25 protein-coding genes and 4 tRNA genes are annotated in these 26,183 nt (G+C 44.3%); 13 read left to right on the top strand and 16 right to left on the bottom strand.

From position 1 onward, the window contains the following. Nucleotides 1–286: 286 nt before the first annotated feature. The 4 genes from nagK to nagP all read left to right on the top strand — a co-directional run bounded on the left by nagK (nt 287) and on the right by nagP (nt 5,144). On the top strand, nt 287–1,183 hold the full coding sequence (gene nagK / locus EKG39_RS02865; protein ID WP_126504704.1) for an N-acetylglucosamine kinase: 897 nt from the start codon (nt 287–289) through the stop codon (nt 1,181–1,183). Nucleotides 1,184–1,210: 27 nt separating this feature from the next. Further along, the gene (nagA, locus tag EKG39_RS02860) at nt 1,211–2,338 is read left to right on the top strand and encodes an N-acetylglucosamine-6-phosphate deacetylase (protein WP_126504011.1); all 1,128 of its coding nucleotides are present in this window, start codon (nt 1,211–1,213) and stop codon (nt 2,336–2,338) included. A 118-nt stretch (nt 2,339–2,456) separates the two neighbouring features. After that, nucleotides 2,457–3,593 (top strand): transmembrane glucosamine N-acetyltransferase NagX, encoded by a 1,137-nt coding sequence (gene nagX, locus EKG39_RS02855; protein WP_126504009.1) that lies wholly within the window; start codon nt 2,457–2,459, stop codon nt 3,591–3,593. 246 nt (nt 3,594–3,839) lie between these two features. Beyond that, nucleotides 3,840–5,144 carry an N-acetylglucosamine MFS transporter NagP gene (nagP, locus tag EKG39_RS02850; RefSeq protein ID WP_425470117.1) on the top strand — a complete coding sequence of 435 codons (1,305 nt, stop codon included), beginning with the start codon at nt 3,840–3,842 and terminating at the stop codon, nt 5,142–5,144. A gap of 377 nt (nt 5,145–5,521) precedes the next feature. On the opposite strand, the gene EKG39_RS02845 is transcribed toward nagP, so the two are convergent. From EKG39_RS02845 to EKG39_RS02830, 4 genes are all read right to left on the bottom strand, one after another. Beyond that, a tRNA-Thr gene (locus tag EKG39_RS02845) sits at nt 5,522–5,597 on the bottom strand. A 39-nt stretch (nt 5,598–5,636) separates the two neighbouring features. Next, a tRNA-Phe gene (locus EKG39_RS02840) sits at nt 5,637–5,712 on the bottom strand. Between the two features lie 731 nt (nt 5,713–6,443). Continuing rightward, a tRNA-Thr gene (locus EKG39_RS02835) sits at nt 6,444–6,519 on the bottom strand. Nucleotides 6,520–6,558: 39 nt separating this feature from the next. Beyond that, nucleotides 6,559–6,634, bottom strand: a tRNA-Phe gene (locus tag EKG39_RS02830). Nucleotides 6,635–7,022: 388 nt separating this feature from the next. Here EKG39_RS02830 and EKG39_RS02825 point away from each other — a divergent pair. Together EKG39_RS02825 and EKG39_RS02820 are read left to right on the top strand one after the other, a co-directional pair. Further along, complete coding sequence (locus tag EKG39_RS02825; protein ID WP_126504007.1) at nt 7,023–7,574, top strand: cytochrome b; 552 nt, start codon at nt 7,023–7,025, stop codon at nt 7,572–7,574. Between the two features lie 72 nt (nt 7,575–7,646). Beyond that, nucleotides 7,647–8,222 (top strand): YceI family protein, encoded by a 576-nt coding sequence (locus EKG39_RS02820; protein ID WP_126504005.1) that lies wholly within the window; start codon nt 7,647–7,649, stop codon nt 8,220–8,222. A gap of 201 nt (nt 8,223–8,423) precedes the next feature. Here the strand turns inward: EKG39_RS02820 and EKG39_RS02815 are convergent, their stop codons facing one another. Together EKG39_RS02815 and mutY are read right to left on the bottom strand one after the other, a co-directional pair. Further along, nucleotides 8,424–8,702, bottom strand: a complete 279-nt coding sequence (locus tag EKG39_RS02815; RefSeq protein WP_126504003.1) for an oxidative damage protection protein — start codon at nt 8,700–8,702, stop codon at nt 8,424–8,426. A 2-nt stretch (nt 8,703–8,704) separates the two neighbouring features. Continuing rightward, nucleotides 8,705–9,790 carry an A/G-specific adenine glycosylase gene (mutY, locus tag EKG39_RS02810; protein ID WP_126504702.1) on the bottom strand — a complete coding sequence of 362 codons (1,086 nt, stop codon included), beginning with the start codon at nt 9,788–9,790 and terminating at the stop codon, nt 8,705–8,707. Nucleotides 9,791–10,033: 243 nt separating this feature from the next. On the opposite strand from mutY, the gene trmB reads away from it, so the two are divergent. The 5 genes from trmB to EKG39_RS02780 all read left to right on the top strand — a co-directional run bounded on the left by trmB (nt 10,034) and on the right by EKG39_RS02780 (nt 14,838). Further along, nucleotides 10,034–10,750 (top strand): tRNA (guanosine(46)-N7)-methyltransferase TrmB, encoded by a 717-nt coding sequence (gene trmB, locus EKG39_RS02805; RefSeq protein ID WP_126504001.1) that lies wholly within the window; start codon nt 10,034–10,036, stop codon nt 10,748–10,750. A gap of 78 nt (nt 10,751–10,828) precedes the next feature. Beyond that, nucleotides 10,829–11,152: a YggL family protein gene (locus EKG39_RS02800; RefSeq protein WP_126503999.1), complete on the top strand. Its 324-nt coding sequence runs from the start codon at nt 10,829–10,831 to the stop codon at nt 11,150–11,152. Further along, complete coding sequence (glsB, locus tag EKG39_RS02795; protein ID WP_126503997.1) at nt 11,152–12,066, top strand: glutaminase B; 915 nt, start codon at nt 11,152–11,154, stop codon at nt 12,064–12,066. Before EKG39_RS02800 ends, glsB begins: the two co-directional genes overlap by 1 nt. 558 nt (nt 12,067–12,624) lie before the next feature. After that, nucleotides 12,625–13,455: a YggN family protein gene (locus EKG39_RS02785; RefSeq protein ID WP_126503995.1), complete on the top strand. Its 831-nt coding sequence runs from the start codon at nt 12,625–12,627 to the stop codon at nt 13,453–13,455. 441 nt (nt 13,456–13,896) lie between these two features. Beyond that, the gene (locus tag EKG39_RS02780) at nt 13,897–14,838 is read left to right on the top strand and encodes a LysR family transcriptional regulator (RefSeq protein WP_126503993.1); all 942 of its coding nucleotides are present in this window, start codon (nt 13,897–13,899) and stop codon (nt 14,836–14,838) included. 688 nt (nt 14,839–15,526) lie between these two features. Here EKG39_RS02780 and EKG39_RS02775 read toward each other — a convergent pair. The 8 genes from EKG39_RS02775 to EKG39_RS02740 all read right to left on the bottom strand — a co-directional run bounded on the left by EKG39_RS02775 (nt 15,527) and on the right by EKG39_RS02740 (nt 22,652). Beyond that, nucleotides 15,527–17,383, bottom strand: coding sequence for a DUF885 domain-containing protein (locus EKG39_RS02775; protein WP_126503991.1), 1,857 nt, complete (start codon nt 17,381–17,383; stop codon nt 15,527–15,529). A gap of 147 nt (nt 17,384–17,530) precedes the next feature. Then, a complete protein-coding gene (gene hemW, locus EKG39_RS02770; RefSeq protein WP_126503989.1) occupies nt 17,531–18,667 on the bottom strand; it encodes a radical SAM family heme chaperone HemW in 1,137 nt (378 codons plus the stop codon). A gap of 142 nt (nt 18,668–18,809) precedes the next feature. After that, on the bottom strand, nt 18,810–19,412 hold the full coding sequence (gene rdgB, locus EKG39_RS02765) for an RdgB/HAM1 family non-canonical purine NTP pyrophosphatase (protein WP_126503987.1): 603 nt from the start codon (nt 19,410–19,412) through the stop codon (nt 18,810–18,812). 200 nt (nt 19,413–19,612) lie between these two features. Continuing rightward, nucleotides 19,613–20,047, bottom strand: a complete 435-nt coding sequence (locus EKG39_RS02760) for a DUF4426 domain-containing protein (RefSeq protein ID WP_126503985.1) — start codon at nt 20,045–20,047, stop codon at nt 19,613–19,615. Nucleotides 20,048–20,145: 98 nt separating this feature from the next. Then, nucleotides 20,146–20,433 carry a DUF167 family protein YggU gene (gene yggU, locus EKG39_RS02755; protein ID WP_126503983.1) on the bottom strand — a complete coding sequence of 96 codons (288 nt, stop codon included), beginning with the start codon at nt 20,431–20,433 and terminating at the stop codon, nt 20,146–20,148. Further along, on the bottom strand, nt 20,433–20,981 hold the full coding sequence (locus tag EKG39_RS02750; protein WP_126503981.1) for a YggT family protein: 549 nt from the start codon (nt 20,979–20,981) through the stop codon (nt 20,433–20,435). Before EKG39_RS02750 ends, yggU begins: the two co-directional genes overlap by 1 nt. 44 nt (nt 20,982–21,025) lie before the next feature. After that, nucleotides 21,026–21,844 carry a pyrroline-5-carboxylate reductase gene (gene proC, locus EKG39_RS02745; protein ID WP_126503979.1) on the bottom strand — a complete coding sequence of 273 codons (819 nt, stop codon included), beginning with the start codon at nt 21,842–21,844 and terminating at the stop codon, nt 21,026–21,028. Nucleotides 21,845–21,947: 103 nt separating this feature from the next. Beyond that, complete coding sequence (locus EKG39_RS02740) at nt 21,948–22,652, bottom strand: YggS family pyridoxal phosphate-dependent enzyme (RefSeq protein ID WP_126503977.1); 705 nt, start codon at nt 22,650–22,652, stop codon at nt 21,948–21,950. 36 nt (nt 22,653–22,688) lie between these two features. On the opposite strand from EKG39_RS02740, the gene EKG39_RS02735 reads away from it, so the two are divergent. After that, nucleotides 22,689–23,723, top strand: a complete 1,035-nt coding sequence (locus EKG39_RS02735; protein WP_126503976.1) for a type IV pilus twitching motility protein PilT — start codon at nt 22,689–22,691, stop codon at nt 23,721–23,723. Between the two features lie 26 nt (nt 23,724–23,749). After that, on the top strand, nt 23,750–24,862 hold the full coding sequence (locus tag EKG39_RS02730) for a PilT/PilU family type 4a pilus ATPase (RefSeq protein WP_126503974.1): 1,113 nt from the start codon (nt 23,750–23,752) through the stop codon (nt 24,860–24,862). Nucleotides 24,863–25,075: 213 nt separating this feature from the next. Here EKG39_RS02730 and ruvX read toward each other — a convergent pair whose 3' ends face one another. Next, complete coding sequence (ruvX, locus tag EKG39_RS02725; protein ID WP_126503972.1) at nt 25,076–25,495, bottom strand: Holliday junction resolvase RuvX; 420 nt, start codon at nt 25,493–25,495, stop codon at nt 25,076–25,078. 112 nt (nt 25,496–25,607) lie between these two features. Beyond that, nucleotides 25,608–26,168 carry a YqgE/AlgH family protein gene (locus EKG39_RS02720; protein WP_126503970.1) on the bottom strand — a complete coding sequence of 187 codons (561 nt, stop codon included), beginning with the start codon at nt 26,166–26,168 and terminating at the stop codon, nt 25,608–25,610. Nucleotides 26,169–26,183: the final 15 nt, after the last annotated feature.

The raw sequence follows: 26,183 nt of genomic DNA, 5'->3' as shown, positions 1-26,183 counted from the left end.
AGTCGTAAGGTAAAATTAGTCGTCATGTAACATTAGCGGTCGTGTAATACCTGTCTCTATGTAACAAAGGGTTAACAGGTGTGGCTTCGGGATAATATTAATCTTGGTCACACCTAACCCTTACTGGCACAAGGGCTCGAAGGGGAGACCGTATACAGTTGCAATTAGGGTTAAAAAGTAAATGACAACGCTGTCATTTGTGTTGTAACATGAGGTTAACTTAATCGGTAGCGGAATCTAGTTAGAGCTTGCTAGGCTCCGGATGAAAACTGTGAATGAGGTCTGTATGAGTGTGAACCAGACGATGGGGAAACCCTTGTTTATTGGTATTGATGGTGGTGGCAGTAAATGCCGGGCAACGATCTACTCTGGTGAGGATGCTGTAATTGGTACTGGTGTCGCCGGGCGCGCAAATCCACTTCACGGTTTATCTCAAACATTTGAGTCGATTCAGCTATCTACTGAGCTTGCATTGAAAGATGCAGGAATGAACTTGAGTGACAGCAAAACCTTAGTCGCTGGTCTCGGTCTTGCAGGAGTTAATGTTCCCAGACTTTATAATGATATCGTTAATTGGGATCATCCGTTTGCCAGTATGTATGTGACCACAGATCTGCATACTGCATGCATCGGAGCACACAAGGGGGGAGATGGTGCCGTTATCATTACCGGTACCGGTTCATGTGGCTACGCCAATGTTAACGGTAAGGAGCTATGCCTGGGTGGGCATGGTTTTGCATTAGGTGATAAAGGTAGTGGTGCTTGGTTAGGTTTACAAGCTGCTGAGCGGGTCTTACTTTATCTCGATGGCTTCGCTGAAGAGACGGCATTAACCGAACGGGTTCTGAGTTACTTTAAGACTAAAGATGCGTTGGGAATTGTTGAACAGTTAGCGGGGCAGTCATCCGGGACTTACGCAAAACTTGCTCGTACCGTTCTTGAGTGCGCCCATGCTGGTGACGAAGTTGCTCTTGGCATAGTCAAAGAGGGCGCTGATTATATCAGTGAGCTGGCGCGCAAGTTATTTGAAATTGAACCACCTCGTTTCTCTATGATTGGTGGTCTTGCAGAGCCCATGGCTCCATGGTTGGGTAAAGATGTGCTTGCTAAGCTTTCGCCCACATTGGCGCCACCGGAATTCGGGGCTGCATACTATGCCCGTCAGCAGTTTCAGAACAGATGATTAAAGTAGACTCAGGATCTAAATGAGATGAAGCAGACTTTTATTGCACAGCAAGTATTCGATGGTGAGTTTTTTCATAGTGAATACCCGATAACTATTGAAGATGGGCATATTCTGGCATTTGATACCGTTTCCGGTGCAAAGGAAGTGAAACTGGATGGGATGCTCTCTCCCGGCTTTATCGATGTGCAGGTAAATGGTGGTGGCGGGGCGTTATTAAATGCAGATACCTCGGTCGAGTGCATCGAGACGATAGGTTCCGCACACGCTAAATTCGGTACCACAGGCTTTCTGCCTACCCTCATTACAGATGACATCGACGTGATGCGAAGAGCGGCCGATGCCGTTGCCGCATCATTAACTAAAGCTAGTGCTGGTGTATTGGGTGTGCACTTTGAAGGGCCGCACCTCTCTATTCCTAAAAAAGGGGTGCACCCTCAATCTCATATTCGTCGCATATCCGACGCCGAACTCGAACTCTATAGTCGCGATGACTTAGGCATTAAGCTTGTGACTTTGGCACCAGAAAATGTCTCCGTTGAGGTGATTAAGGCACTCGTTGCAGCCGATGTTAAGGTTTGCCTTGGTCATTCAAATGCCGATTATGAAACGGTTGTAGCCGCACTCGAAGCTGGCGCTACCGGGTTTACTCATCTGTTTAATGCTATGTCGCCATTTGGCTCAAGAGAGCCGGGCATGGTTGGTGCAGCCTTAGAAAGCCGGGATGCCTGGTGTGGCTTGATTGTCGATGGACACCATGTTCATTCGGCTGCGGCTAAGGTGGCTATCTACGCAAAACCCCAAGGCAAGGTAATGCTGGTTACCGATGCTATGCCTCCGGTCGGCCTGGATAGTGAAGCGAGTTTTGAGCTCTTTGGCACTCAAGTGTTACGACAAGGTGATCGATTAAATGCGCTCACGGGTGAGCTTGCCGGTTGCGTACTCGATATGGCTGGAGCGGTTCGCAATACCGTCAATATGTTAGGAATAGATTTAGACGAAGCCATAAGAATGGGATCTCTCTATCCGGCGCAATTTCTTAATCTTGAGAAGAGGCAAGGCCTGCTATCTGTAGGCTGTCGGGCAGACCTTATCTTGCTCAATTCTAATACTAACGTTGAACAAACCTATATTGGTGGCGAACGTGTGTTTTAGCCTTAGCCATTTGTAGTTAAACGAATTTAAGCCCCGGCAGAGATGCTGTCGGGGCTTTTTGTTATGCAAGCCAATAATAAGAAATACAAAACAAGAAGAATAAACTAGGGAAGAAGTAATGGAAGTTGCTCAAGCTAAGGTCTCCAAACGTCGATTAATGTCTCTCGATGCGTTAAGGGGCTTCGACATGTTTTGGATTTTAGGCGGTGAAGCTCTATTTGCAGGCTTGCTTGCCTTGACCAGTTGGCAAGGCTGGCTGTGGTTTGACGCTCAGATGCACCATAGTGAATGGCATGGATTTACCTTTTACGATCTTATCTTTCCGCTATTTATTTTTCTATCGGGAGTAGCATTAGGTTTATCGCCAAAGCGATTAGATAAGTTACCCGTAGCTCAGAGAATGCCTCTGTATAAACACGCTGTTAAGCGTCTATTACTCCTGCTTTTCTTCGGTATTCTATACAACCACGGCTGGGGGACAGGAGCCCCGACCGTGCCCGGTGAAGTGAGATATGCCAGTGTGTTGGGGCGAATCGCTTTTGCCTGGTTTTTTGCCGCAATCCTGGTATGGCATACCAGCTTACGTACACAGATCATAGTTATGGCTGGAGTTTTGATTGGTTATGCACTCCTGCAGTTATTATTCCCGGTTCCGGGCTATGGGGCCGGGAGTTTCACTCCTGAAGGTTCTGTTAACGCGTTTATTGATACTCTTTTTCTTCCGGGGATCACTTACCAGAACCGCCCATTAGATCCTGAGGGGATCTTATCAACTATTCCGGCCGTAGCTAATGCGCTGGCTGGCGTATTTGTCGGGCATTTTATCGTTAGGCCTCACCCTAAAGGTGAATGGGCTAAAGTGGCTTATATGTTAATCGCTGGAGTTGGCTTCTTGGGACTTGGTTGGCTGTTGGATATTGTCGTGCCGGTAAATAAAGATCTATGGACCAGCTCATTTACCTTAGTAACCATAGGCTGGAGCTTAATTCTGCTCACTATTTTCTATGCTATTGTCGATCTGCTTAAGTGGCAGACAATGGCTTTCCCCTTCGTTGTTATCGGGTGCAATGCCATTATCATTTATCTTGCCTCCAGTCTCATCAATTGGAAATTTACCGCCAAAGGCCTCTTCGGTGGCATCATCGACGCCATTCCAGCAGCGGGCCAGGAACTGGTCGCCGTTATTTCGCTGCTGTTAGTACAGTGGTTGCTGCTATTTTGGATGTATAGGCGAAATATTTTCATTAAGGTTTAATCCTATGCCACGAGAATTTGTTACTGATTTAGCGCATAAAAATTCATGAACATATGATCTGATGTTAAATGAATAAAATGACAGCGTTGTCTTTTTTATGTTTCTGTTTTAACATCAGTGAAACAAAGCTGTTTAAATTAACCCGTGAATAGAGGGGGTTTGGCAGTGTTTAGCCACAGATTTATATGAGTAAGTGAAGATTAACCGTACCGTATTCCACAATTAAATATTATAAGAAGCAGGCTTATGGAAATGACATTAAATAGTGATAAGAAGCGCAGTAGCGTTATCCCGATGACGATAGTCGCAGTGCTCTTTTTTGTGCTGGGATTTGCAACCTGGCTCAATGGTTCATTGATGCCTTATCTGAAACAGATCCTTCAATTATCTCCGCTGCAAGCGTCACTAATTTTATTTTCATTTTATATTGCAGTGACCTTTACCGCGCTACCTTCGGCGTGGTTAATACGAAAGGTGGGTTATAAAAACGGCATGGCGCTGGGTATGGGGGTCATGATGATAGCTGGTTTGCTGTTTATCCCCGCCGCTAAGACTCAGGTTTTTGCACTATTTCTTTTTGCGCAGCTGGTGATGGGAGCGGGCCAGACTCTACTTCAAACAGCTGTGAACCCCTATGTTGTCCGCATTGGTCCTGAAGAGTCTGCCGCCGCACGTGTTAGTGTGATGGGAATTTTGAATAAAGGTGCCGGGGTTATAGCACCCATGGTATTTACGGCTCTTATTCTGGATAGCTTTAAAGATAGAGTAGGGACAGAGCTGACTCAGGTTCAGATTGATGAGATGGCCAATGGCCTGGTGATCCCATATATGGGAATGGCGCTGTTTATCGGTTTATTAGCATTGGTAGTTAAGAAATCGCCTCTACCTGAATTAGCAAAAGAAGATGATGCCAGTGATGCCAACAGTAAAGGTCATATAAAAGAGGCTTTGTCTCATCCTAATCTGGCATTTGGTGTGGCGGCGCTGTTTTTCTACGTTGCCGTCGAGGTTATTGCCGGTGATACCATAGGTACATTTGCCCTCTCTTTAGGTGTGGAAAGTTATGGTGTGATGACCTCATATACCATGATCTGTATGGTGCTTGGTTATACCTTAGGGATCTTGACCATTCCCCGCTTTATCTCTCAGCCAAAAGCCCTGATGATTTCGGCAATACTGGGAGTACTGCTAACTTTAGGCATTGTATTTGGTGACAACGAGTCCTATGCAATTGCAAACGCCGTGCTGGTTCCGTTAGGTGGTGCACAGCTGCCTGATACCTTGCTGATGATTGCTTTCCTTGGCTTGGCTAACGCGATTGTTTGGCCGGCGGTATGGCCACTGGCGCTATCGGGCATGGGGAAGTTAACCAGTACCGGTTCAGCATTACTGGTTATGGGTATTGCCGGCGGAGCCTTTGGCCCACTATTTTGGGGACTGACAAGCTCTGTATCGTCATTGGGGCAGCAGGGCGGTTATATGGTGATGTTACCCTGTTACCTGTTTATCCTATTTTATGCCGTCAAAGGCTATAAGATGAAGAGCTGGTAGTTCTTAGCATTAGTATTTAGTGATAGCTGCTAGTGAGCAGTAAACCGTAAATAGTAAGCACAGTTAAACAGAGGAGCCTTCAAGGCTCCTTTTTTGTATCTATGAATTGTCCCGTCCTGAAGTGTTTTTAACATGGCATAAGACTGACGAGAGGGAGAGAATATCTGATTCTTTGAACTGTAAATTTCAGACATAAAAAAGCCCCGAACAATGTCGAGGCTTTTCTATTGTATGGTGCCGGCACCAAGAGTCGAAGCTCTTGTAGGTGGAGACCTACTGATAGTTATTCATGAACACTTGAAATTTCAAACTTCAAATTTCAGATACAAAAAAGCCACTCAAAAGAGTGGCTGTTCTGCTCTTCATAAAGAAGAAGATGGTGCCGGCACCAAGAGTCGAACTCGGGACCTACTGATTACAAGTCAGTTGCTCTACCAACTGAGCTATGCCGGCTTATCTTTCTTAATAGTTATTAACTATTAAATTAAATATTGGTGCCCGAACCCGGAATCGAACCAGGGACACGAGGATTTTCAATCCTCTGCTCTACCGACTGAGCTATTCGGGCAACTAAACTAAGTGTTAGTCATCTACTCTAAGCGAAGTATTAATCAGGTTGTTTATGACCCGTCTCGTTTGGAGTGCGCGTATAATATAGCGATGCTTCGGAGCGCGCAAGTAGTTTTTCAACAAAGATGTTCAACTTGTCAAAAACTGAACGATCACGTGATATTTGTACTAATTGCGAGCAAGTTCAGGTGTAAAAATCACCTGTGGGTAGGTTTCATCTACCTGATAGTGCATACGGATAGTGTCTGAAGGATAGTATCGGAGATAAAGCGAGCTGGTTTATCTGTACCTTAACCTGTTAGAGCTTGAGATAATTTGAAGGTAGAAGTTGATTGGGCGTTAAATAGACGATTAAAAAATTTGCAGAAGAAGATGAAGCTGACTATTACTCTCCATTTATTGTTTCTACTTATTATGCTTCACATACAGGTGATAATGATCATCATCGCCTTATCCGGTACCAGGGAAGAGGATTTTCGGGGGCTGTGTTCTTCAAACCATAGATCTGAAAAAGACGATAAAGAGTGTGGCTTATTATCTTAACTCTTAACTCTTAACTTTCAACAAAGAGAGATAATTTGGTGCCGGCACCAAGAGTCGAAGCTCTTGCGGGGGAGACCTACTGATAACTATATTTGAGCTCTTGAAGTTTTGAGCTATTTGCTTTTAAATTTCAGAACAAAAAAGCCACTCAAAAGAGTGGCTTCATCGCTCTTCATAAGAAGAAGGTGGTGCCGGCACCAAGAGTCGAACTCGGGACCTACTGATTACAAGTCAGTTGCTCTACCAACTGAGCTATGCCGGCTTATCTTTCTTAATAGTTATTAACTATTAAATTAAATATTGGTGCCCGAACCCGGAATCGAACCAGGGACACGAGGATTTTCAATCCTCTGCTCTACCGACTGAGCTATTCGGGCAACTAAACTAAGTGTTAGTCATCTACTCTAAGCGAAGTATTAATCAGGTTGTTTATGACCCGTCTCGTTTGGAGTGCGCGTATCTTATAGCGATGTAATTTTTCCTGCAAGTGCTTTTTTGTAATCCAGTAACTGTTCGGTTAGTTAGTGTTCAAACTCGAGCTGGTATCCAGATGATAGCTGTTTTATTCATCTGCAAAGTCTCGTTTTGGCTAAAAATAACTCATCTTATTGTAATTACTCTCCAGTTTAATCAATAGAAATACTAACTTTGGTGCTCGGAAAGATTAAACGTTCTAAAAAGTAGGCGTTATACGCCGATTTTTCGATATTTTAGTTTTAAAAATAGAACGTAAGATGGAGTGAAGGTTTATAGACGAGATTAGTTATGTTTCGCAACACAACAAATTCCTATGGAAGGATCACAATATTAATCCATTGGGTTTCAGCACTGGCAGTGCTAGGGCTTTTTGCGGTGGGCTTTTGGATGGTAGATCTGACTTATTACAGTACCTGGTATAAAACCGCGCCTCATCTGCATAAGAGTTTTGGTGTCTTGTTGTTGATGCTTACGCTCTTCAGATTAATTTGGCGCAAGCTTAATCCTAAGCCTGCGGGTGAACCGACTCATAAAGCGTGGGAGAAGAAGGCGGGGAAGATGGCACACTCTGCTATTTACCTGTTGTTATTGCTCATCATGCTTAGTGGTTACTTAATTTCTACAGCCGATAGCCGTGGTATTTGGGTATTTGAATGGTTTGAAGTGCCTGGATTTGGTGCATTTATCGATGACCAGGCCGATATCGCAGGCTTAGTACATCAGTATGCAGCCTATAGCCTGATGGGACTGGCATTGATACATGCTCTTGGGGCGTTAAAACATCACTTTGTCGATAAAGACTCAACCCTACTAAGAATGGTGAAAGTAAAGCGAGGTTAGAAACTCAATAGTTTCGACCTTACCCGGTTAAAGATAGTGAAAACATAATATATTAATTGAAGGATAGAAGTGATGAAAAAAAGTTTATTAGCAACAGCATTAACGGCCTCGATGTTACTGAGTGGAGCGGCAGCTGCTGCAGATTATGTGATTGATACTGAAGGTGCTCACGCATCAATTCAGTTTAAGGTAAGCCATTTAGGCTACAGTTTTGTCGCGGGTCGCTTTAATGATTTTAAGGGGGACTTCAGTTTCGATGCCGACAAGGTATCTGATGCTAAGGTCAATGTGACTATTAATACCAGTAGTGTTGACTCTAACCATGCTGAGCGTGATAAGCATCTTCGTAGCCCTGACTTTTTAAATACAGGAAAATTCCCTCAAGCAACATTTGTCTCAACTTCGGTTGTCGATCAGGGTAATGGTGCGTTCCTGCTTAATGGTGACTTCACCCTTAACGGTGTAACTAAGGCGATAGCGATAGAGGCAAATAGCATCGGAGAGGGCCAAGACCCGTGGGGCGGATATCGTGTCGGTTTTACCGGGAGCACCGAATTTGCGTTAAAAGACTATGACATCAAGATGGATCTAGGTCCTGCCTCTTCTCATGTAACCTTAGACTTAGTGGTTGAAGGAATTAAGAAATAAGTTTCCATACTTTGTCTCCAGTCTTATCTCCAGTTTCCCCTAATAAAAAAGCGCCTAACGGCGCTTTTTTGTGTCAGGAACACTTATGTAAATTTCCCATGGATGGATAGAAATTTACTTTGTGTCTGGACTTCTTGTTAACAAGAGTTATGTAGCTCTTTATATATAATCTGGGTTTCTTGTTAGCAAGAGCTGTGTCAGTTACTCATCATCCTTCTGAGGGACGTAGCCTTCGATCTCTACCTCTTTACCCTCAAAGAGAAAGTTTATCATCTGCTCTTCAAGAAACTTTCTGTCATCAACATTCATCATGTTGAGTTTCTTTTCATTGATAAGCATGGTCTGCTTCGATTGCCAAAGAGCCCAGGCTTCTTTGCTGACGTTATCGAAAATGCGTTTACCCAGCTCACCAGGATATAGTTGAAACCCTAGGCCTTCAGATTCTTTTTTCAGATAGACGCAGTTTACAGTGCGAGCCATGATTACTCCTTAATTAATACAGAACCTAAGCTGGCCAGAATTCGCTCAGTTGCTGCAGCTAAACCAACTTTAGGGGGATTGGGTAAGTTATACCAGAGTGAGGGCTTATCTTCCATGATCTGATTATCTCTCCAGCCGTCGACATGAATATAAATTGGAGTTATGTCCAGATGAAAATGGCTGAAAGTATGTCTAAAGCCTGGTAAATCTTCCATTTTAGCGGAGTCTAGCCCATTTTCGACCAGATACAACCCTAGCTCTTGGCGGCTTGGAAACTCAGGGAAGCACCATAAACCTCCCCATATCCCTGCTGGAGGACGTTTCTCCAGTAGGGCGTCATCGCCTTTTGATAAGACCAACATGAAGGCACTTTTCTCTGGTGTAATTTTCTTAGGTTTTTTACCCGGATATTCAGTTTGTCTTCCGGAGAGTTGAGCCTGACAGTCGATTGCTACAGGGCACTGGGAACAAGCTGGTTTAGAACGAGAGCAGATCGAAGCGCCAATATCCATCATGGCCTGGTTATATTTCTGCACATCGCGTAGTGGAGTGAGTTTATCGGTTAGATCCCAGAGCTTATTTTCGACCGTCTTTTTCCCTGGCCAACCTTCGATAGCACCATGACGGGCTAGCACGCGTTTTACGTTGCCATCGAGAATTGGATGATGTTGCGCCAATGAGAGTGAAAGCACCGCACCGGCGGTAGAGCGGCCTATGCCGGGAAGCGCAAGCACCTGTTCAAACTCAGTTGGAAAATTGCCATTGTGCTCATCGCGAATAATTTGTGCCGACTTTTGTAGGTTTCGTGCACGAGCATAATAGCCGAGCCCGGTCCAGTGATGTAGTACTTCATCTTGCTGAGCATTGGCGAGTGATTGAATGTCCGGAAAACGCTCCATAAACTTAAGATAGTAGGGGATAACCGTACTAACCTGAGTTTGCTGCAACATGATCTCCGATACCCATACCTTATATGGGGTCTTGTTTATTTGCCAAGGCAGGTGTTTGCGGCCAAATTCATCGTACCAGCCGATGATGCGGGTAGAGAAAGTTGCACTACCGGAGGAGTTGGAGTCGTTTGGCGGCATATTAGGCACATTTAAAGTTGTCATTATTATATGACGCGCAGTCTATCTATCATGGCTTATAGAGACAAGCTATGTTTGAACTGTAGTGGGGGAAATAGGGGAGTGTCGTTCGCACAGTTTGTGAAACTTGGTATACTTTGGTCACTTATTTATGAACTGTTAAGTATATTGGGCTTGCACTGATTGATGATCTTTGGATAATGCCCTAGTTTTCTATTAACCATGCCAAGATCGAGGGCGATAATGAGCGACGTAACAACAGCGGAGTTTAATGAAGAAGGTAAGTACCTTCGCAAAGTAAGAAGCTTTGTATTAAGAGAAGGCCGATTAACTAAAGGTCAAGCCGCCGCTATGGAGCAACATTGGCCAGCGATGGGTCTTGATTACTCTCCAGAACCACTAGATTTGAAAGAGGTCTTTGGTAGAGATGCAGATACAGTGCTAGAGATTGGTTTTGGTATGGGAGCTTCTCTTGTTGAAATGGCTAAAGCCTCTCCTGAACTTAACTTTATCGGTATTGAAGTTCATAAACCTGGCGTGGGAGCTTGTCTCAGTGTTGCAGGAGAAGCCGGAGTGACTAACTTACGCGTCTTCCATCATGATGCTATAGAAGTGCTTGAAAATAGTATTGTGCCGGGCTCACTTGCTCGAGTGCAGCTTTTCTTCCCAGATCCTTGGCACAAGAAGCGTCATCATAAGCGCCGTATTGTTCAGCCTGAATTTGCACAACTGATCCGCAGTACCCTAAAAACCGGTGGTGTTTTCCATCTTGCCACGGACTGGGAAAATTATAGCGAGCATATGTTGGAAGTGATGGGGGCTGCAGAAGGTTATAAGAACCAGTCGCCGACAGGGGATGTGGTTGAACGTCCTGACCATAGACCACTCACTAAGTTTGAGGCCAGAGGTCACAGACTCGGTCATGGTGTATGGGACATAATGTTTGAGCGTATCGACTGAGTTTGTAGTTGATTAACTGTTACAAATATTTATTTGTACTCTTTTTATAAAATCACGTTAATTAAGGTGGGAATTACAATGGCAACACGTAGTCGTCGTTTGCGTAAAAAATTGCGCGTAGATGAGTTTCAAGAATTTGGTTTCGATATCAACTGGACATTTGATGAGTCAGTTTCTGAAGAGCAGATCGATTCAATAGTCGATCAGTTTATTGATGAAGTGATTGAGCCGCGTGACTTAGGTTTCCATGGCGGTGGTCATAAAGAGTGGGAAGGTATTATTGCTACTCAAGATATTGGCAAGTGCACCGAAGATGATCGTGCTGCTGCGATTGCATTTTGGGAAGGACAGAAAGTATCTGATGTCGTCGTTAGTGATCTATATGATATCTGGTGGAGCTAATGCCTGAACAGGCCTTGTTAGAGCAGGTGGTCGATAAAGTTCGGCCTCTGCTTGGACAGGGAAAAGTTGCTGACTATATTCCGGCCCTTGCGTGCGTAGATCCAAATAAGATCGGAATAGCCGTCACAACTATAGATGGAACTACTATAGGGGCTGGAGATTATCTCGAGCCCTTTTCTATTCAGAGTATTTCAAAAGTATTTAGCCTTACAATGGCTTTAACTTTATATGAAGAGAATGAAATTTGGTCTCGGGTAGGCAAAGAACCATCGGGTCAGTCGTTTAACTCTCTGGTTCAGGTGGAGTTAGAGCGGGGACTGCCGAGAAATCCTTTTATTAATGCCGGTGCATTAGTCATCGCTGACCTTTTGCAATCCAGGTTGGGGGCACCGAAGCACCGTATGCTTGAAAGTATTCGTCACCTCAGTGGTAATCATAAGCTTGTCTCAGACAAGGTGGTGGCAAGATCTGAATATGAACACAGCGCAAGAAATGCGGCGATTGCTTATCTGATGAAGTCATTCGGTAATTTCAACAATGACGTTGATACCGTATTGAGGAGTTATTTTCATTATTGTGCTATTCGTATGAGCTGTGCGGATCTGTCTAAAGCTATGTTATATCTGGCTAACCGGGGCCAAAGCTTGACCGGAAAACAGTTAATCTCTCCTGTACAAACACGTCAAATGAACGCCTTATTAGCCACTTCCGGTTTATATGATGGCGCTGGTGAATTTGCCTATCGAGTCGGTATGCCTGGTAAAAGTGGTGTCGGTGGTGGCATTATTGCAGTGATCCCGGGAGACATGTCTATATGTGTTTGGTCTCCTGAATTAGATTTAAATGGTAACTCACTCGCAGGAACCGCAGCACTTGAAGAGTTCTGTCAACGCCTTGGGCGTTCCATTTTCTAGTAACCTTTCATTTCCAGAGAATTATACCGATTGGTATTATACCAATCAGTATAAGAAAGTGATCTACTCAGAGTTATTTTAGGCAAACTAATTCAAGGCGAATAGATGATGCAATGGTGATCCCTTGTGAAGTTATTCTTTGATGAAGTAGGCAGCCAAAAACACTCCTGAAAGGCGAGTTTTAGCGCTTCTGATGCTGTGTTAACGAGCTTAAACGTAGAACAACTATGCTCTTCACTCGCTGCGAGCAACATGGATGTTGTAAATGTCATTCCTGCAGGAGCAATGAATGGCCTTGCCTCAGAAGCGCTAAATTCTCGCTGAGCGATCACATCTTTATACTGATTGGTATTAGTAAATTGGCCAAAAACTGGCTTTATTTACTAATATCCAACAGCAAAATTCCTCACTCCGTTTGTAATCTCCATGTAATCAGTTAGTTGCAGTCTTGGCACGCCTTGTGCTTTTATATTGAGTATATCGGGTTTTGCTGTAGTGAATAATAGCTCTTTTCATTTATTAAAACCCTTCTGGAATATTAAGGTTAAGGAAAATTTGATGAGAAAATTAGCAACTTCTATAGGGATCTCTGCAGTTCTTTTTGCGGGGAGTGTAGTTAACTCTGTATCGGCTCATGAGGAGCATTCGTCAGAGTCGTACCAAGATAATAATCAGTGTGAGGTTGCACTAAATTATGACGTTGCCGTCGAACCTCAAATGATCACGGTGAGTGAAGGTCGCTCAGAGGTCTACCGAATCGAACTCGATAAACTTTATGTGGATGGCAAAGAGGTTTCATTAAATAGTAAGCAGAAGACGTTATTGACTCAATATTCGCAAGAGGTCTCAACCCAGCTTCCTGAGGTGATCGCACTGGTGCATGACGCTGTAGGTATAGCCTCCTCGGCAGCGAGTATGGCGTTAACACCATTACTTGGAGATGCGGCTGGAGCAAAACTCGACGAGATGATGGATGGACTGGAGGAGCGGGTCGAGCAGGTTGCCTATCAACACGGAGATAAGTTTTATCTTGGATCGACGCAATCTTCGCTTGAAGATACCTTTGGTGAAGAGTTTGAAAAGGAGATGGAAGAACTGGTTAGAAGCTCTGTGGGAACTATGATGGTTAACTTAGGTAGCGAGATGCTTTCGGGAGATGGCGATTCTTTCGAGCAAAAAATGGAGTCTTTCTCTAGAAAAATGGAAAATGTAGGCCAAGATATTGAGATGCAAATGGAAGCGCAGACCAAAGATCTCGAGAAAAGAGCCGATGAAATGTGTGATAACTTTCAATACCTGATAGCCCTGGAGCAAAACTTGAGAGCAGAAGTCCCGGAGCTGAGTGAATATCGTTTAATTGATGCTCCTGCCAGAAAACTGCTTGAGTAGAGTGTTAATGTAAACTTGGACTCTTAGTTGCCTCCCACCATTTATGCAACAGGCTCGTATTATCTGAATACGGGCTTTTTTCGTTTTGTTTGAGGTGTAATACCGATTGGTATAAATCACCCGAAATAAGCTCCACTTAAAAATTGAGTTTCCTCCCTGTTTCCAACAAAATTAAGCCATATTACCTAGCATTTTCTGATGTAAAACTTAAGACAAAAAAATAGGGATTAGAATCAAAGCACAAATCTTTGGTATACTTACAAAAAAATAAGAAAACTGACCTTTTTGCTAGTTGACTCGGTCAGACGTCTGACTCTACTCTAGTGTGCTTTTATAAAATAAGCGACTGTTTTAAATGGAATATTTCAAGATTTGTTTAATTCAGTTTCCCTTACTTAATGTAAGTATTGTTAGTGTCGTAAACACCTTAAGGCGATTTACATGTTAGAACTATTGGAACCTATCGCAATTTTTACTCATGTTGCCCGTGCCGGCAGCTTTAGTTCCGCAGCAAGGAAATTGGGGATTTCTAAGTCCAAGGTGAGCACTCAAGTTGCTGATCTTGAACATAAATTAGGGGTTCAGCTTATTCAACGTACTACGCGAAGCTTGAGCTTAACCGAAGCCGGACAATTATTGTATACCCAAGGTGAAGAGTTACTTCGAGATGCCGATCAGGCTATTGCCAGTGTTCATAATCTTAATGATGCGACTCGCGGGGTACTAAAGGTCGGGATCTCTCAGTCCTTTGGTACTATGCATATAATTCCTGCTCTACCTGAGTTTATGACGACGCATCCCGAGTTGGAACTACAGGTGAGCCTGCTGGATCATAAAGTCGATGTTGTCAGTGAAGGGTTAGATCTACTACTCACCATGTCTGAGCAACTGCCATTAGGTATGGTTGCCAGACCTTTGATGAAGTGTCAGTTTTTACTCGCCGCATCTCCTGAATATATCAAGTTACATGGTCAACCGGATCGTCCCGAGCAGTTAGTCGACCATAACTGCCTTGTTTATCAAGGTGAATGGCATGAGCATAGCGTCTGGCAATTTAAACAGGGTGACGATTATTGCGAAATTGGTGTATCCGGCAATTTCAGAGTCGATAATGCCCCCGCATTAAAGTCTGCCGCAGTCAGTGGCTTAGGCGTGGTATATCTGGCAAGTTACCTGCTTGAAGATGAGGTAGCAAAAGGGACCTTAGTTCCCTTATTGCAAGATTGGCAGTTAACTCATCACCTGCCTCTGCAGGCTGTGTATCCAAGAAGAAAGCATTTAGCTCCTAAAGTCAGCGCTTTCATTGACTTTATTAAAGGACATATCGGTTCGCCTCCTTATTGGGATGAGCCTTATGCCGAACTCTATGCCAAGCGGAAGTAGCCCTACTCTAAATGGAAAAGACCTATCCGAAAGGGGCTAAATGTAAGGTATTGAATGCCTAATAGCTTATCCATCAAAGGTATAATTTTACAGCATTTTTAGGAAACATTGTTTTCTGTAAAGGATGATAAGCCTCACCTGATGACAGGGTGAGGTTTTTTTGTTTTTAAAACATGCAATTACAATGTATTTATATTAGTAATATACCGCCTTCTTATTAAGTGTGTACTAATACTGTGTCTGTGTTTCTATTGCGCTTTGTTCTTAAAAGCATACAATTGCAACTAGTTGATTTGGGAAGGCCTGACCCCCATAAGTTTGTTAAGAATGACCCCTCTTGATTTATTTATGCAGACTAGCTATTAATGCAACCCAAATCGATGCTGGCAGAGGTTTAAGAACTAAAACAGTGTCAGCCTTGAAACCATCATCCTAGTTTTGGTTTTACCCCGGTTTATACCGGGGTATTTTTCTTTAAGTGAAAAATTAGTCTTTCTGTACTCTACATTAGTGTTATTTACTAAGAATAAGTAAAGCCACTAAATACGTTAAGATAGATCATTTGAAGAGTCAGCTTTGATTTTGTACTTTTTACATTAAGTTTCAAAATGCATTGAAGGTTTTGATTTAGCCAGTTGGATCTCCCAACTGGCTTTTTTATTTTCAGATTGACTGAAATTTGATTCAATTACCCTTGGTTTACTTGGCCCTCTCGAGAAACCCATTGATCTATCTGCTCTTCGAGTATGTCTAATGGTAAAGGTCCATTTTGTAGCACCAGAGTATGGAACTCTCTGATATCGAACTGCTTACCCAGTGCCAGCTTAGCTTTCTTCCTTAATTCGAGTATTTTTAGCATTCCGATTTTATAGGCTGTGGCCTGTGATGGCATGACAACATGGCGTTCAACCATCTTAATCGCATCAGATTTTGCGTTAGGAGTATTTTCAACATAGAAGTTGATAGACTCTTCACGGGTCCATCTCTTAGCATGCATTCCCGTATCAACAACTAACCGGCAAGAGCGCCATAGCTCCATCGCGAGTCGACCGAAGTCTGAATAGGGATCGGAATAGAGTCCCATCTCTTTCGGGAAAAACTCACTATATAGCCCCCAACCTTCAATGTAGGCTGTATAGCCTCCAAATTTTCTGAATTTTGGTACACCCTCAAGCTCTTGTGCGATGGCTATCTGCATATGATGCCCAGGTGTCCCCTCATGATAAGCTAACGCTTCCATCTGATACTTAGGCATGGCTTCCATATCATAGAGGTTTGCATAGTAAGTGCCGGGTCTGCTGCCATCGGGAGTAGGTTGATTATAAAAAGCCTTACCTGCCGATTTCTCTCTGAATGCTTCAACGCGTTTTACAATCATAGGGGCTTGTGGTTTAACGTTAAATACCTCATCTAATCGGGAGGACATGGTATCTATAAGCGTGATTGCCTGATTTAAATAGGCATCTCGTCCCTCATCCGTTGCGGGGTAATAGAACTGCTTATCTTCACGCATGAATTTAAAGAAGGCGGGCAGATCACCTTCGAAATTCACTTTCTTCATGATCTCACGCATCTCGTTATGAATACGAGCGACCTCCTTCAGACCCAGCTCGTGGATCTGCTCGGCTGTCATATCGGTTGTCGTGGTACGTGCCAATGCGTTGTTATAGTACTGTTCACCCTGGGGAAACTTCCAAACTCCGTCACGAGTATCAGCCTTGGTTTCGAGTTGTTCAATATAGGTGATAAGCTCTTCGTAAGCAGGCTTTACTCGAGTCAACAAGGCTTGTTTGGCTTCACTTAACAGTAGCTGCTTATCTTTGCTTTCTATCTCCAGCAGATTTACTTTACGTTTGAAATCGGCCCAGATTGCGCTGTCTTCACCGGAGTCAAATGGTGCTCCCTTGATGATGTTTTTGCTATCGGATAGGACATGGGGAAATACGAAGCGTGGGGCAAGAATGCCTTTCTCTGCCCGGATCTGAAGTGCTTTCTCCAGTTGAACAAGGTATTCCGGCACTCCCCTGAGTCGGCTAATATAGGCCTCGGCCTCGGCGTGGCTGTCGATCTGGTGCTGGTTAATTAAAAAAGATGCGACCATTGTGTGGGCACCATGCATCTGGTTGACCGGATAGTTATGAAAGCGCCATTTGTAGTCTTTAACTTCCTGACTCAACTTTTGTTGCATGAGATTAAAGCTGAGGCGTGTTTGTTCATCTAACTTGGTGGCATCAATCTGCTCAAGCTGTGTGAGATGACGTTTCGTGCGCGCCAGTGACTTAGAATCGGCTTCTTCACCTCTCTCATCCCACTTGTCATAGTCAGTCTTGATACCTAAATGAGTCTGAGATATCGGGCTCTGCATCACATTTTCCATGAAGATACTTTCAAACAGTGCGTTAGCCTTCTCTGACTCATTTTCAGCTTTTTGAGCCTTGGGTTCGCCAGGGCTGAGAGGATGTTGTGAAGGGGTAGCAATGGCTGCGCCACCGATAATGGTGGTTAAAGCCAGGGCGAGTATGCAGGTTTTTGTTCTTATAGGCATAATTAGGACCTGTTTTAGTCTTCTTGTTATTTTAAAAACTGAAGGCTAATCCTAATGAAGCTGTTCGTTAAAGTTTTGATCTAAGTGTTAGCAGATGTTTCCGGAGAGCTAAAAACTACTTTTAACTCCCCGGAAATGGGGGGCTAATCAACAGAACTGTGATAACAGCTCATTGACAAACATCTGACCTTTTGAAGTTAATTCCCAATATTCTTCATTCTCTGTTATCAAAGATTTAGCTTTGGCTTTGGCAATGCCTTCTTTGATAACGGTACGGGATAGGCCGGTTCTCTGTTCAAACTCACTCTTAGGGATAGGAGATATGAGGCGAAAGCGGTTCATCAGATACTCGAGGGCTCTCTCATCTTCTGTGACCTCAGTCAGATCGAAGGTGTAATTCTCTGCAGCCAAATATCCTTTTGGATGTTTAACTTTGACTGTCCGGATTATTTTATTCGATTCCAAAAGGGTAACCTTTCCATGGGCGCCACACCCTATACCGAGATAGTCACCAAATTGCCAATAGTTGATATTGTGCTGGCACCGATATCCGGGTTTGGCATAAGCAGATATCTCATACTGCTCATAGCCTAAGCCTGCCAGTTTTTTCTGACCTTGCTCATAGATCTTCCATAGCGCTTCATCATCGGGCAGTTGAGGTGGTTTCGAGTGAAACAAGGTATTTTGCTCAATGGTCAACTGATACCAGGACAGGTGCGGCGGATTAAGTGCGGCTGCAGTATCGATATCGGCCATAGCCTCATCAAAGCTTTGATTAGGGAGCCCATGCATAAGATCCAGGTTAAAACTGTCATAGCCGGCCTCTGAAGCCTTTTGAGCGGCGACCTTAGCTTCATCTTTATCATGTATCCGACCCAGTAAGTTTAATTTGTCACTGGAGAAGCTCTGTACACCGATCGATAGTCGCGTCACGCCAGCTTGATAATAGGCTTTGAAATCATCATGCTCTAACGTACCCGGGTTGGCTTCCATGCTTATCTCTATCTGTTCGCTGAAGGGGATAAGAAGTGAAACCTGAGTCAACAACCTTTCGATTTGAGCTGCATCAAACAATGAAGGGGTGCCACCACCGATGAAAATCGAATGTAATTTTCGCCCCTGAACATACTGAATATCGTTTTTCAGATCATCGATTAGTGCATCAATGTACGCCTGTTGCGGTAACTCTCCATGCTGACCGTGGGAGTTAAAGTCGCAATAAGGACACTTCTGCACACACCATGGGATATGCACATATAGGCTAAGTGGAGGGAGAGTTAACATATAAGTGTGCCTTGCAGTTGCGTCGATATATTCATGTTTCGCAGACCCATAGAACAAGCTGGAGTCATTGAAAACCGATTCGGGAGATGCTTAATTTCATGCTCCCTAAAGATATCAAGGTTTAGTGGTGTTTTGCCCGGCATTAAATGAGTATGCCTTGTTTTTGCATTGCATCGATTAACAGTGACATCGCCTTTCCACGATGGCTGAGGCGGTTTTTCTCTTCACTGGAAAGCTCTGCTGCGGTGCACTGGTGCTCCGCCGGGATAAAGATCGGATCGTAGCCATGACCATTATCACCTTTGACTTCGAAACCTATCTGACCTTCCCATGATGCTTGGCAGATGATGGGGGTAGGATCTTTTGCGTGGCGCATGTAGACAAGGATACATTGAAATCTTGCGGTTCTGCCTTTCTTGTTTTCTTTCAGTGCTTGCAATAATTTTTCATAGTTATCGACGGAGCTGGCGTCTTCTCCGGCATATCGGGCCGAATATATTCCAGGTTGCCCATCCAGCAGATCAACTTCGAGTCCTGAGTCATCGGCAATTGCCGCTAGTCCGGTAACTTCAGCTGCATGACGCGCCTTAATAATGGCATTCTCGACGAAAGTAGTGCCTGTTTCTGGAACCTCTTCGACATTAAACTGGCTTTGAGGAAGTACCTCTACACCATATTGAGAAAATATTTCTGAAAATTCTTTAAGCTTGCCTTTGTTACCGCTGGCGAGGACAAATTTATCCATGAGATACCTTTAAAAGAATGGAGTTCAATAGTTGGGCGCAATGATAACTAAGCACAGAGGGAAACGGTAGTCATGATCACGGGAAATCGCTGAAACTAGATGCCACGAGTGTGAGTGATAAAAAATAACCTCCCGCAGGAGGTTATTGAAAAATACTAATCGGTTAAATCCAAAGTGACAGAGCTAGCCAGGAACAAACTCTACTCTACATAGAACTTCTGTTTGAACTTCAACTGTGTATTGAGTTTATTCTGATATTTGATTGCGATTTTAAAGTTGATCTCCTGATCATCACGGTAGGGGACCTCTGCGACATAGTAGATAGCATCAGCTTCACGGATCTCCCTGAACTGTAAGTTGATACGGGCATCGAGAAGGTTATTAGCAATGCCTGAAATTTCAACTGCAACAGGGGGATTGCCGTCTTGGTTGGTGTCGAGCACAGAAACATTGATTATCCCGGTGTAACTACTGCGTTTGATTCCGTATGACTTAGCAATAGTGGGAGTGAGAAATGTGCTGCCAAAGGCTACATAGTGAATATCGAAATTACCTACCTTCTGCTTCTGTTCTGCAGAAACATTCCCGACAAAGGCGAGAGTGAGAATTAGTGCTGATAAAATAGCTCTGAACATGACCGGCTCCTGTGTTATCCGTTCTATCGTGGATTACTAAAGTATAGATGTTTACATCATTAAACACAGTTATACCACTCATTTTGTTACAAAAACATCTACAACAGTGCGTTAATGATCTCAGGGATAAGCCTGGGGGAAAGTATTTTTACCTGTTTATGTCTGCCTAATTGTCCCTTGAGGATCACGATATCTCCCTTAGGTACTTTGAAGGCTTTCGACAGGTACTTGATGAGGTGAGCGTTCGCCTTACCATCGACCGGAGGTGCCGTGATGGCAATTTTAAGCTCCTCTCCATGGATCCCTACAATCTGATCCCGACTGGCTTTGGGTTGAATATAGAGGTTAAGCAGCAGGTCATCCTGCTGCTTGGAGGCTGGAAGCACTATACGTTTGCCCAGAAAGGTACATATTGGGCTAACAAGATATTGACGAAGTTAAGGATGATCATCATTACAAGCAATGAAAGATCCAGGCCACCCATAGGAGGAAGAATGCGACGTATTGGTGAGAGGAAAGGTTCGGTTAACTGCCCCATAACCATCTCAATAGGGTTATGACCTTGGCTAATCCAGCTTAATATGGCTCGAATGATCAGCATCCAGAAGAGCAGTACTCCAGCTTCTTTGAAGACAGAAACAACGGCAACTAACAAAATTGTTAGGATATCGATGGCTGCGCCGGCAATAAGGCTGAGGATAACAAACTTAGCAACGACGACCATAAGGGCAAGTAATACCGATGCCGTGTCAAACCCACCAATGGAGGGGAGAATACGGCGCATAGGTGCGACAATCGGATGGGTCGCTTTTACAATAAACTGACTGAATGGGTTGTAAAAGTCGGCCTTAGCGAGTTGAAGCCAAATTCGGAGAATTACAACCATCAGGTAAAGATCAAAAACGGTACTGATTAAAAAACTTAATGCATTCATAAGTATGCTCTATTATATAATGTTGAAGGTTAGTACTATCGAAATTAATATTGCTCAGCCATCTCTTGGGCGCGGGCGACACAGTCATCCATAGCTTTGCTCACCAGTCCTCTGATATTACCAGATTCAAAGGCGGCAATCGCCTGAGCCGTGGTACCTCCTTTAGAGGTGACATTTTCCCTTAATTGCGCGGCAGAAAGCTGTGGGTTTTGAATTACCATTTCGGCTGCTCCAAGCGCGGCTTGCTGAACTAAGGCCCGAGCCTTGAGTTCATCCATGCCTGAGTTGGTTGCGTTAGCTATCATGGATTCCATAAACAGAAAGAAATATGCAGGAGAGCTGCCCGCCAGGGCAATAACCTGATTCAGCTCCTCCTCTTTCTCTACCCAGACGATTTTGCCACCACTTAACATCAGTTGTTCACAGAACAGCTTTTGCTCTTCTGAGATGTTGTCGCCGGCATATAGCCCCGTCATACCTACGCCAATTTGAGTCGGTGTATTGGGCATAGTACGGATAAGTTTGATCTCTTGTCCGAAATAATCATTATAACGATTAGCGGTAATGCCAGCGGCTATGGTGATAACGAGCTTTTTTGATAGGTCGAGGGTACCGAGTTCTTCACATACGGCCTGCATAAAATGGGGTTTTACGCTTAAGACGATGACATCGGCCTCTTTGGCCGCTGCCAGGTTATTATGTGAAACCTGAATATTGAGGTCCCGCTTCAGGTCGTTTAATTTACCGACGCTGGGGTTCGTCGCGTGAATGAGTGACGGAGTATAGCCGCTTTTTACTAACCCGCTGGTAATGCTGCGGGTCATGTTTCCTGCCCCGATAAAACACAACTTCTTCTCAACCATGTGACATCTCTTATTATCTGTTTATGTCTATTTATATTTGGGCATTAACTGAATAAAACAAGCCCGATAGGTTAATGAAACCTAAAATCCCCTGGGCTGTTACTTAAGCATTCAAGCCCTTCTCTCTTTCACCAAATATCGCACTGCCAATTCTAACCATAGTCGAGCCATGTTCAACGGCTTGCTCCAAATCGTTACTCATCCCCATAGAGAGTGTATCAATGTCAGGATAGATAGTTTTTAATTCCAGAAATAGACTCTGCAGTTGTTGAAACTCATCCTTCTGCTTGTTTTTATCATCTGTTGCCGTTGGAATAGCCATTAATCCACGCAGCGTCAATTTGGGAAGGGTATTGACTGTGTTGGCCAGTGCCATGAGTTCAGAAGGGACAATTCCAGACTTACTCGCCTCGCCACTAATGTTGACCTGAATACAAATATTGAGTGGTTGCAGCGTATCGGGACGTTGGTCATTGAGGCGTATAGCAATTTTATCCCGACAAAGGGTATGCATCCAATCGAAGAGGCCCGCAACGACCTTTGTCTTATTGGATTGCAGGGGACCGATGAAGTGCCATTGGATTTCAGGACAGATAGATTTTAGTTCGTTTACCTTAGATTCTCCCTCCTGGACATAGTTTTCTCCGAAAAGTCTCTGACCGGCAGCATAGGCCGCTATAATATCTGTATTAGGTTTAGTTTTACTTACCGCGAGTAACTGAATTTCATCGGCATTTCTTGATGAAAACTTGGCCGCTTGGGTAATTCGTTGCTGGGCGTTAGCCAGCCTGTCTGCTATTGTTGTCATGATGTAAGTTTTTTGATTGAATGGATATCCCATACTATGGAAATCACAGAGTTACTTGCCTTTAGTGTAAAGCACAAAGCGTCAGATCTACACCTTTCAGCGGGCGTATCTCCTATGATACGTGTTGATGGCGAAGTCAGAAAGATTAATCTTCCGGCTTTAGATCATCAAGGTGTTCATGGACTCGTCTATGACATCATGAATGATAAGCAGCGTAAAGATTATGAAGAGCATTTAGAGATAGATTTTTCATTTGAAGTGCCCAATTTAGCGCGTTTTCGTGTCAATGCCTATAACCAGTCACGAGGCGCCGCGGCCGTATTCCGTACCATTCCCAGTGATATCTTAAGCCTCGAACAACTCGGCGCGCCGGAAATTTTTAAGAAGATCTCCAGCTTTCCCCGTGGACTGGTTCTGGTCACCGGGCCTACAGGTTCGGGTAAGAGTACGACCTTAGCGGCCATGATTGATTATATAAACGATCAGCGTCACGAGCATATTCTAACCATCGAAGACCCGATAGAATTCGTTCATCAAAATAAGCAATGCCTTATCAATCAGCGTGAGGTTCACCGACATACTCACAGCTTTAATGCGGCTTTGCGTAGTGCACTGCGTGAAGATCCCGATGTTATTCTGGTGGGTGAGATGCGAGATCTTGAAACCATTCGTCTTGCGATGACTGCAGCCGAAACGGGTCACCTGGTATTCGGTACCTTGCACACCACATCGGCGGCTAAAACCATTGACCGTGTGGTCGACGTGTTTCCCGAAGGAGAAAAGGGCATGGTAAGAACCATGTTGTCTGAGTCGCTACAGGCGGTAATTTCGCAGACCCTGATTAAGAAGGTGGGTGGTGGCCGTGTTGCCGCTCACGAGATAATGATGGGGACCCCGGCTATCCGTAACCTTATTCGTGAAGATAAAGTCGCCCAGATGTATTCTGCGATTCAAACGGGCATGGCTCACGGTATGCAGACCTTAGATCAATGTCTGCAAAATTTGGTCAATCGTGGTCAAATTACTCGCGAAGATGCACAACATAAGAGTGCAAACAAGCAAACTTTTTAATATCAGCTAGGTTTTAAGGCTTTATTATGGATGTTCGTCCCTTCTTAAAAATAATGGTGGAGCGTAAAGCATCGGATCTATTTATCACTGCAGGCTTTCCACCCAGTGCAAAAGTTGATGGTGAGGTGAGACCCTTAAGCGAGAGCTCATTTACCCCGGCTCAGGCACTGGACTTTGTTGAGTCATTGATGACTGATGTGCAGAAGACAGAGTTTCATGAGAGTCGGGAGTGTAACTTTGCTTTTGCAGCAAAAGATCTGGGCCGTTTTCGTGTCAGTGCCTTCTGGCAAAGAGAGGCGCCGGGCTGTGTCATGCGTAGGATTGAAACTAAGATCCCGCAAGTGGAAGATTTAAAGCTCCCTCCAATTTTAAAAGATCTGGTGATGAGTAAGCGCGGGCTTATCATTATGGTCGGTGGTACGGGAACGGGTAAGTCGACCTCATTAGCGGCGCTGGTGGGTTATCGAAATGCAAACTCTAGAGGTCATATCCTGACAATTGAGGATCCCGTTGAGTTTGTTCATGATCACCGCAAGAGTATCATCACTCAGCGAGAAGTCGGTATCGATACCGAGTCATTTGATGCTGCCCTTAAAAGTTCGCTTCGTCAGGCTCCGGATGTGATCTTAATCGGTGAGATCCGAAGCCAGGAGACGATGGAGTTTGCGCTCTCATTTGCTGAAACTGGTCACCTGTGTATGGCAACCTTGCACGCAAACAATGCAAACCAAGCACTGGATCGTATCATGCACCTAGTGCCGGAGAGTAAGCATCAGCAACTGTTATTTGACCTTTCTTTAAACTTACGAGGTATTGTCGCCCAGCAATTGGTTCCCAAAGCGGACGGTACAGGCCGACGTGCAGCCATTGAAATTTTGATCAACACGCCAAGGATCGGAAGTTTGATTGCGAAAAATGAGCTGCACTCACTTAAAGAGACAATGGCCAAGTCAAACGAGCAGGGGATGCAGACTTTCGATCAAGCGTTATTGAATCTCTATAGTGAAGGGGAGATAAGTTACGCCGATGCGCTCCACCACGCCGACTCACCTAACGATCTCCGCTTGATGATTAAACTTCAAGGCTCAGACTCCTCAGGTTCAGGCTTTATGGAAGGCGTTACACTGGATATGGATTAATCGTTTCATGATCTATGGGTCTTAAACTAAAAAACCAGCGTTGCCATACGCTGGTTTTTTGTTCATAGCTAGATAACTATTCTCAATGTTCACAAGGATTTTAGCCAAGTGATGCCTTGGGACTGAGCCTCTAAGACTCTATTTTCAATGTGACTGCTTGTGTCATATCAGCGGGGAAACTTTACACCAATATTGATTGGTATTACTCGCCTCTTAATACATGCTTTCGAAATAACTTTCGATGATCAATACCGCCGACATTGCATCGACCTGTCCCTTAGTTAGCGCTTTATAGCCGCCCATCTCAAATAGTCTGGCCTTTGCATCGGCGGTCGTGAGACGTTCATCTTGAGTGGCGATCTTGACCCCAAATCGCCCATTGAGTCGATTGGCAAACTTCTTGGCTCTCTGTGTCATCTCCTGCTCAGAGCCATCCATGTTCAGAGGTAGGCCTACAACGACCAGGTCGGGTTTCCACTCCTCTATCAGCATGCCTATCTCTTCCCACTTAGGGATCCCATCGACAGCCTTAATAGACAACAGGGGGTTAGCGCTACCGGTAAGCGATTGCCCTATGGCGACGCCTATACTCTTAGTGCCGTAATCGAATCCTAAAACAGTTAATGAACTCATAAATAACTTCTTAATAAATTGTTGGAATATGGCTTTAGAGTATCTAACCCAAGCCTGGTTTGTTGCTCGAAGATTGAGCTGGCTCAGCCAGATCCGACTATGTCTGACCTGACTATGCGTGACCGGTTTGGTTAGACAACTGCCATATATCGAAGCCCAGGGATTCGGTGGCTTGTTGCCAACGATCTTCATATTCGGTAGAAAATAGCAGCTCAGCAGTGGCAGGAATAGATAACCAGGTATTTTCAGCCAGTTCCTGTTCAAGCTGATCTCGGCTCCATCCAGCATAACCTAATGCAACAATGAACTGCTCCGGGGCGGTATTACTTCCCAATGCCGACAATACATCTCTTGATGTGGTTAGCATGAGTTCGTCAGTGAGTGACTGGCTGTTGTTCCAGGTTGATTGAGGAGTGTGAAGTACAAATCCTCTTTCAGGAGTTACAGGCCCACCTACGAGGACTTTTGCGCCTAAAGAGGTGATAAGTTCAGGCTCCTCTTTGAGTTGCATCTGAAGCAGGAGCTCATTGACCTCTATACCAATAGGGCGATTTATCATTATTCCCATCGCGCCTTTTTCGTCGTGTTCGCAGATGTAGATCACCGAACGTTCAAAGAAAGTGTCTTTAAGTGAGGGCATAGCGATTAAAAAGTGATTTTGTAAACTTTCCATTTGAGCTCCACTAAA

The organism is Shewanella atlantica (assembly GCF_003966265.1).
In the GTDB taxonomy this organism is placed as follows: domain Bacteria; phylum Pseudomonadota; class Gammaproteobacteria; order Enterobacterales; family Shewanellaceae; genus Shewanella; species Shewanella atlantica.
The sequence above is the reverse complement of the archived record's forward strand: the minus strand, read 5'-3'. Positions and strand labels throughout refer to the sequence as shown.

Bases quoted from the DNA above. Each gene is read 5' to 3' on its own strand.
- rdgB (WP_126503987.1), bottom strand. From the start codon at position 19,412: ATGGATAAATTTGTCCTCGCCAGCGGTAACAAAGGCAAGCTTAAAGAA.
- EKG39_RS02820 (WP_126504005.1), top strand. From the start codon at position 7,647: ATGAAAAAAAGTTTATTAGCAACAGCATTAACGGCCTCGATGTTACTG.
- EKG39_RS02760 (WP_126503985.1), bottom strand. From the start codon at position 20,047: ATGTTCAGAGCTATTTTATCAGCACTAATTCTCACTCTCGCCTTTGTC.
- EKG39_RS02775 (WP_126503991.1), bottom strand. From the start codon at position 17,383: ATGCCTATAAGAACAAAAACCTGCATACTCGCCCTGGCTTTAACCACC.
- nagX (WP_126504009.1), top strand. From the start codon at position 2,457: ATGGAAGTTGCTCAAGCTAAGGTCTCCAAACGTCGATTAATGTCTCTC.
- nagK (WP_126504704.1), top strand. From the start codon at position 287: ATGAGTGTGAACCAGACGATGGGGAAACCCTTGTTTATTGGTATTGAT.
- EKG39_RS02740 (WP_126503977.1), bottom strand. From the start codon at position 22,652: ATGACAACAATAGCAGACAGGCTGGCTAACGCCCAGCAACGAATTACC.
- EKG39_RS02815 (WP_126504003.1), bottom strand. From the start codon at position 8,702: ATGGCTCGCACTGTAAACTGCGTCTATCTGAAAAAAGAATCTGAAGGC.
- hemW (WP_126503989.1), bottom strand. From the start codon at position 18,667: ATGTTAACTCTCCCTCCACTTAGCCTATATGTGCATATCCCATGGTGT.
- EKG39_RS02720 (WP_126503970.1), bottom strand. From the start codon at position 26,168: ATGGAAAGTTTACAAAATCACTTTTTAATCGCTATGCCCTCACTTAAA.
- nagA (WP_126504011.1), top strand. From the start codon at position 1,211: ATGAAGCAGACTTTTATTGCACAGCAAGTATTCGATGGTGAGTTTTTT.
- EKG39_RS02750 (WP_126503981.1), bottom strand. From the start codon at position 20,981: ATGAATGCATTAAGTTTTTTAATCAGTACCGTTTTTGATCTTTACCTG.
- EKG39_RS02780 (WP_126503993.1), top strand. From the start codon at position 13,897: ATGTTAGAACTATTGGAACCTATCGCAATTTTTACTCATGTTGCCCGT.
- mutY (WP_126504702.1), bottom strand. From the start codon at position 9,790: ATGCCGCCAAACGACTCCAACTCCTCCGGTAGTGCAACTTTCTCTACC.
- trmB (WP_126504001.1), top strand. From the start codon at position 10,034: ATGAGCGACGTAACAACAGCGGAGTTTAATGAAGAAGGTAAGTACCTT.
- EKG39_RS02735 (WP_126503976.1), top strand. From the start codon at position 22,689: ATGGAAATCACAGAGTTACTTGCCTTTAGTGTAAAGCACAAAGCGTCA.
- EKG39_RS02730 (WP_126503974.1), top strand. From the start codon at position 23,750: ATGGATGTTCGTCCCTTCTTAAAAATAATGGTGGAGCGTAAAGCATCG.
- EKG39_RS02785 (WP_126503995.1), top strand. From the start codon at position 12,625: ATGAGAAAATTAGCAACTTCTATAGGGATCTCTGCAGTTCTTTTTGCG.
- EKG39_RS02825 (WP_126504007.1), top strand. From the start codon at position 7,023: ATGTTTCGCAACACAACAAATTCCTATGGAAGGATCACAATATTAATC.
- proC (WP_126503979.1), bottom strand. From the start codon at position 21,844: ATGGTTGAGAAGAAGTTGTGTTTTATCGGGGCAGGAAACATGACCCGC.
- glsB (WP_126503997.1), top strand. From the start codon at position 11,152: ATGCCTGAACAGGCCTTGTTAGAGCAGGTGGTCGATAAAGTTCGGCCT.
- EKG39_RS02800 (WP_126503999.1), top strand. From the start codon at position 10,829: ATGGCAACACGTAGTCGTCGTTTGCGTAAAAAATTGCGCGTAGATGAG.
- ruvX (WP_126503972.1), bottom strand. From the start codon at position 25,495: ATGAGTTCATTAACTGTTTTAGGATTCGATTACGGCACTAAGAGTATA.
- nagP (WP_425470117.1), top strand. From the start codon at position 3,840: ATGGAAATGACATTAAATAGTGATAAGAAGCGCAGTAGCGTTATCCCG.